Below are 5,565 nucleotides of genomic sequence, written 5' to 3'. Positions count from 1 at the left end.
AAAACCAACGTGCTTTAGCCGTTGGATCTAAGGCCCGGAGCAAAGCGTGAGGATGAGTCGAAGACGAACAAACTTTTAACGTGCTAAGATAAGTTTAGTCACCCACTAGAGCATAAATGTTTGTTTTAGAGTACAAAATTAGAGCCAAGCAGAAACAGTTGTCTGCCATAGATGAGGCGATCCGCACCATGCAATTTGTACGGAACAAATGCCTTCGCTATTGGGAAGATACTCCTGGCGCTAGTAAGTACGATCTAAATAAACTCTGTCGTCTGCTATCTCACCAGTTCAGTTGGGCGGCTAAGCTCAACTCACAAGCGAGACAGGCAGCAGCAGAAACCGGAGCGAAGGTGAGGACGTGGGCAGCTATTAATCGATTCTACAAAAATTGTCGCAATCAAATAAAAGGGAAAAAGGGCTATCCCAAATATCAAAAAGACAACCGCTCAGTTGAATATAAAGATACGGGTTGGAAGTTAAACCCCAACACGAAAAAGCACATTACTTTCACCGATAAGAATGGAATCGGTCGTGTGAAATTGGTCGGGAGTAGAGACATCTATTTCTACTCACCCGATCAAATTAAACGCGTCCGGATCGTTCGTAGAGCAGATGGGTACTACTGCCAGTTCTGCATCAATATCGAAGTGAAAGAAGAGATGGAGCCGACTAAGCGTGTAGTGGAACTTGATCTGGGGTTAGCCCATTTTTTTACGGATAGTAACGGGGAGAAAGTAGAAAACCCCCGTTTCCTCCGAAAAGGAGAACAAGAGCTTAAGCGGTTCCAGCGACAAGTTTCCCGTAAGGAGAAAGGTTCGTCTAATCGCAAAAAAGCCAGAAAGCGGTTGGCTAGAAAACACCTGAGCATAAGTAGGCAGCGTCTTGAACACGCCAAGAGAGTGGCGCGTTGCGTATGTCAGTCTAACGACCTGATCGCCTATGAAGACCGTCGCTTTCCAGCCCGAATCGAATTCGGGCTGGAAAGCGACGGCGCATTCCGCGCTTGCCGGTGAGAAATCTAGTGAAAAACCACAATTTGGCGAAGTCGATTAGTGATGTCGCTTGGTACCAATTTCGCGTTTGGCTGGAGTATTTTGCTCACAAGTTTGGCAAAGTAACAGTTGCCGTCCCCCCGCAATACACCTCGCAAGAGTGTTCCAATTGTGGGCGGATCGTGAAAAAAGGTTTGTCCACTCGGACGCATACGTGCCAGTGTGGAGCCAATCTTTGCCGCGATGAGAACGCAGCCATCAACATTCTCAAGAAAGCATTAAGTACGACGGGGCACGTCGGAACTCACGCTTGGGGAGAAGCAGCCTCTACTCTGGTAGAATCCGTTCTGTTAGAGCAAGCAGCCTCGATGAACCAAGAATCCCCCGCGCTTTAGCCGGGGGAGTGTCAATCCTCTCCCTCTCAATGAAATAGGGTGGTTAAGGAATTAAGTGATGACAGAAGGTTGATCGCGCCCGGTTAGAGTTTTAATTTGAGCAATTTCATCTGCGATGTTAATCAAGTCAGCAAGGGCAGCTTGGGTATCTTGATTTTGCTGTGCTTGATTGGATTCATAGCGTTCTAAGTAAACCCGCAAAGTGGCACCGTGAGTTCCCGTTCCCGAGAGACGAAAGACAATCCGTGAGCCATCCTTAAAGACCAGACGAATGCCTTGTTTTTGGGCAACACTGCCATCGATCGGGTCAGTGTAGCTAAAATCGTCAGCGAGATCAATCTCATAGCCATTGAATTTTTGTCCGGGGAGTTGAGGTAAGCGCGATCGCAGCTGATCCATTAAGGTATTTGCCGGATCTTTATCGACCTCTTCGTAGTCATGGCGGGAATAATAGGTGCGTCCGTAAGTTTGCCAGTGTTCTTTGACAATTTCTTCTACACTTTGTTCACGCTTAGCAATAATATTCAACCAGAATAAAATTGCCCACAATCCGTCTTTTTCCCGTACATGGTTAGAACCGGTACCAAAGCTTTCTTCACCACAGAGGGTCACTTTGCCGGCATCAAGGAGATTGCCAAAAAACTTCCAGCCGGTGGGCGTTTCATAACAAGCAATTCCCAGTTGTTTCGCAACGCGATCGGCGGCTTGGGAGGTGGGCATTGATCGCGCCACACCCGTAATTCCTTGGGCATAGCCGGGAACTAAGGTTGCATTGGCTGCCAAAATTGCCAAACTATCACTAGGGGTGACAAAAAAGTGATCCCCTAAAATCATGTTGCGATCGCCGTCACCATCGGAAGCAGCCCCAAACTGTGGCGCATTATTCCCATACATAATATCTACTAACTCGCGGGCATAAACCAAATTTGGGTCTGGGTGTCCGCCCCCAAAATCTTCTAAAGGTTCTCCATTCCGCACTGTTCCTGCTGGCGCTTGCAAGCGATTTTCTAAAATTTCTTTGGCGTAGGGACCCGTTACCGCATGAAGCGAGTCCATAACCATCCGAAACCCACCACTGAGTAAATTCCGAATCGCGCCAAAGTCAAAGATTGATGCCATCAAATCAGCATAATCGGCAACGGCATCGACCACTTCTACGATCATCTCGCCCAGTTGGTATTCCCCTTTCTGATCGAGATTAATCTCATCGGCTTCAAGTACTTTGTACTCGCTAATTTGTTTACTTTTAGCAAAAATTGCTTCTGTAACATCAGCAGGGGCTGGTCCACCATTGGGCGTATTAAATTTAACACCAAAGTCACCTTCAGGACCGCCAGGGTTATGACTGGCCGATAAAATAATGCCGCCAAAGGCTTGATATTTACGGATCAGGCAAGATGCAGCCGGTGTGGAGAGAATTCCCCCTTGCCCCACTAAAACACGCCCCACGCCGTTGGCAGCAGCCATTTTGAGAATGGTTTGAATAGCAGTGCGGTTATAGTAGCGACCATCTCCACCTAAAATGAGTCGTTGCCCTTGGTAGTTGTCGAGGCTATTAAAGATTGATTGAATGAAGTTTTCTAAGTAATGTGGTTTTTGGAAAGTAGAAACCCGCTTGCGGAGTCCAGACGTTCCCGGTTTTTGATCGTCGAACGGTTGTGTGGCAACGGTACGAATATTCATAAAATTTCAGCCCATAACAATCATCAATTAGCTTATCGTGATTTACCGAATTCAGTTAGCACTTAGCCGACACCCCTGCCTAGTTATCGATACGCAAGGGGGCAAGGGGTTACCCGAGAAAGGATTCAAAATTTGAGCCTGATATTTTTGCCGATTTCACCTCTGAACTTAATTTTTCCTCAGAAAAAGAAAGTGCAATGCCCTTCGGACAGTGGCGGGAACCATATCGCGCTTTCAAGAAGCCTTCGGAAAATTGAATTGATTATTCTCCCTGGAGAATGACAAAACAGGGATAGGAACAGTAGCCACTGTTTCATGTTGGATTTTTACTCTATCTAACGGTTAATCAGTCTCTTTGTTGAAGCTTTAACCCTATCTAAGAAGAAAAAAAAAGTGTAAAAAAAGTGCAAAGAAGGTCTATTTAAAATAGATAGAGCCTCATGAATCCGCCAGTAGATTAATATTATGATATAACTGGTTTAGCAAGGGAAATAAGGTGTTCCGGAAATATTTTGGGGCTCATAAAACTGGGAAAATTAAAGTCTTGCTGAAAAAAGTAGAGCATTTAATGCTTAAGAGAAGAAGACTTTAGTGTTGATTAATAGTGCAAAACAATGACTCATAATTTAACAAAAATATTGATGCAACCTCAATCTAAAAAAAGAGGAAGAAGAAAGGGATTCCCAGTTTGGGTTCGCCATTTTTTTGTAGTGTTCGGTTTCGCCGTTTGCGCTGAAACCCTCGTGCCAGAGTCCGCTTGCGGAGCCGAAAGAATTATTGTTTCTTTGTCTCTCTTGGAAGTGAGTCTTGACATTGAGTCATTAGAGAAATTTGCTCAAGAGGGGGAAGTAAGTCAAGAACTGGATTTTTATCTGCGGCGACTCGACGAGGACGCGATCGCGCAGTTTCGCTCGGCATTGCAATGGCGCGCCAGTGCCAGTCATGTTTCCCTTTATCGTCTCTTCCACACCCCGATGGGAGAAGCAACCCTCAAGCGATTGGGGCGGGTGGTTCGAGCGAGCCCGGAACGGAACGGGTGGATATCCATTCGGGCGGCCATTGTGGGGGCGGCAGACACCCCTGAGGGATTGACTCTAACCAATGTCTTGCGTCAATTTCCCACCCGCGAAATCCGCATAGAAGCAGGTGCAATTACGAGGTTTGCCCGCGAGTTAAATGCCTTGTTCGCCTATCGCGACGCTGCGGTACAAGCCATTGCCGAAGCAGCGGAAACTGATGCGGCGACCGCCTCGCTTAACTTAGGTGCAGCGATCGACCCGCGAGAACCAGGGGATTACGCTGTGGAAAAACAAGTGCTTTCCTTGCAAATCCGTCAAGTGCGACAAACCCCTTTGGGATTGGTTGATTCTTACGACTTCAATATTGATTTCTACCTTCCTGCAACAGAGAAACGCCCCTTACCTCTTGTCATCATGTCTCACGGCTTTGGGTCTGATCCTAAGCACTTTGAGCCTTTTGCCCGCCATCTGGCCTCCCGCGGCTACGCCGTGGCAGTTCCCGATCACATCGGTAGCGATAAGAATTACCAACAAGCTGCCCTAAGAGGGGAATTAAGCAACGCGGTTAGCCCGATTGAATTCATTAATCGCCCCCTCGATATTCGTTACCTCCTTGATGAGTTAGAAGCACTGGCAGCCCAAGACCCATTTTGGCAACGCCTCAATCTAGAACAAGTGGGGATCATGGGTCATTCCTTCGGTGGCTATACCGCCCTTGCCGTCGCCGGCGCCCCGCTCAACGATCTGCGACTCGATACGTGCGCAGCTATGAATCTGACGCTGAATCCTTCTGTGATCCTGCAATGTCGAGCTGACTATCTGCCGACGAGAAACGTAACTTTACGCGATCCCCGCATCCAAGCGGTCATTGCCGTCAACCCCATTACTAGCACCGCGCTTGGTCCTGAAAGTATGGAGCAAATCGAGATTCGGGCAATGATGATTTCCGGGAGCAACGATCGGCTCGCCCCCGCGATCGAGGAACAAATCCATCCCTTTATCTGGCTGGGAAGTGAAAACAAATACTTGGCGCTCATGGTTCCGGGAACTCACTCCTCCATGAGTTCCGATGTAATCAACGCGCAAATGCCTGCCCTGCTCAGGAGTCCCCGACCTGATTTAGGGCGTTACTATATCAAAGCCCTGAGCTTAGCTTTCTTTGAGACCCACCTCCAGCAGCAAACTGAATTCAAGCCTTATTTAAGTTCTGCTTATGCGGAAGCAATCAGTGAGGATGAGTGATACGCAAGTTCATTCTTTCCACTAATCCCATTTCGCCATTCGCCGTAATCACATCGCCGACGCCATATTGGTCTTCCAATAGGATAAAAAGTCCATTAATCATATCTTTGATCCTTAAGGGATGACAAGGAACATGTGAGGCAGGTATGGTATGCTTTTAAGCCGACCCCTGTTCCGAAAAAAAGGTTGCTTGAGTGAGCAACCCCATCAAAAATATGCTTCCTCCACTGTACC

The 5,565-nt window shown here is 47.4% G+C and carries 3 protein-coding genes and 1 pseudogene; 2 read left to right on the top strand and 2 right to left on the bottom strand.

From position 1 onward, the window contains the following. Positions 1-116: 116 nt before the first annotated feature. Positions 117-1,387 (top strand): annotated as a pseudogene (locus tag GVY04_15675) (transposase). Between the two features lie 51 nt (positions 1,388-1,438). On the opposite strand, the gene GVY04_15670 reads toward GVY04_15675, so the two are convergent. Beyond that, a complete protein-coding gene (locus tag GVY04_15670; protein NBD17516.1) occupies positions 1,439-3,070 on the bottom strand; it encodes an alpha-D-glucose phosphate-specific phosphoglucomutase in 1,632 nt (543 codons plus the stop codon). Between the two features lie 641 nt (positions 3,071-3,711). Between GVY04_15670 and GVY04_15665 the strand changes: the two genes are divergently transcribed. Continuing rightward, on the top strand, positions 3,712-5,331 hold the full coding sequence (locus tag GVY04_15665; protein NBD17515.1) for an alpha/beta fold hydrolase: 1,620 nt from the start codon (positions 3,712-3,714) through the stop codon (positions 5,329-5,331). Here the strand turns inward: GVY04_15665 and GVY04_15660 are convergent. Continuing rightward, entirely contained in the window at positions 5,315-5,479 is a 165-nt protein-coding gene (locus GVY04_15660; GenBank protein ID NBD17514.1) for a mechanosensitive ion channel, read from the bottom strand. The two genes, GVY04_15665 and GVY04_15660, sit on opposite strands and share 17 nt — an antisense overlap. Between the last annotated feature and the right edge of the window lie 86 nt (positions 5,480-5,565).

It is taken from the genome of Cyanobacteria bacterium GSL.Bin1 (assembly GCA_009909085.1).
GTDB lineage: Bacteria > Cyanobacteriota > Cyanobacteriia > Cyanobacteriales > Rubidibacteraceae > Halothece.
This window is presented reverse-complemented; position numbering and strand designations above follow the sequence as displayed.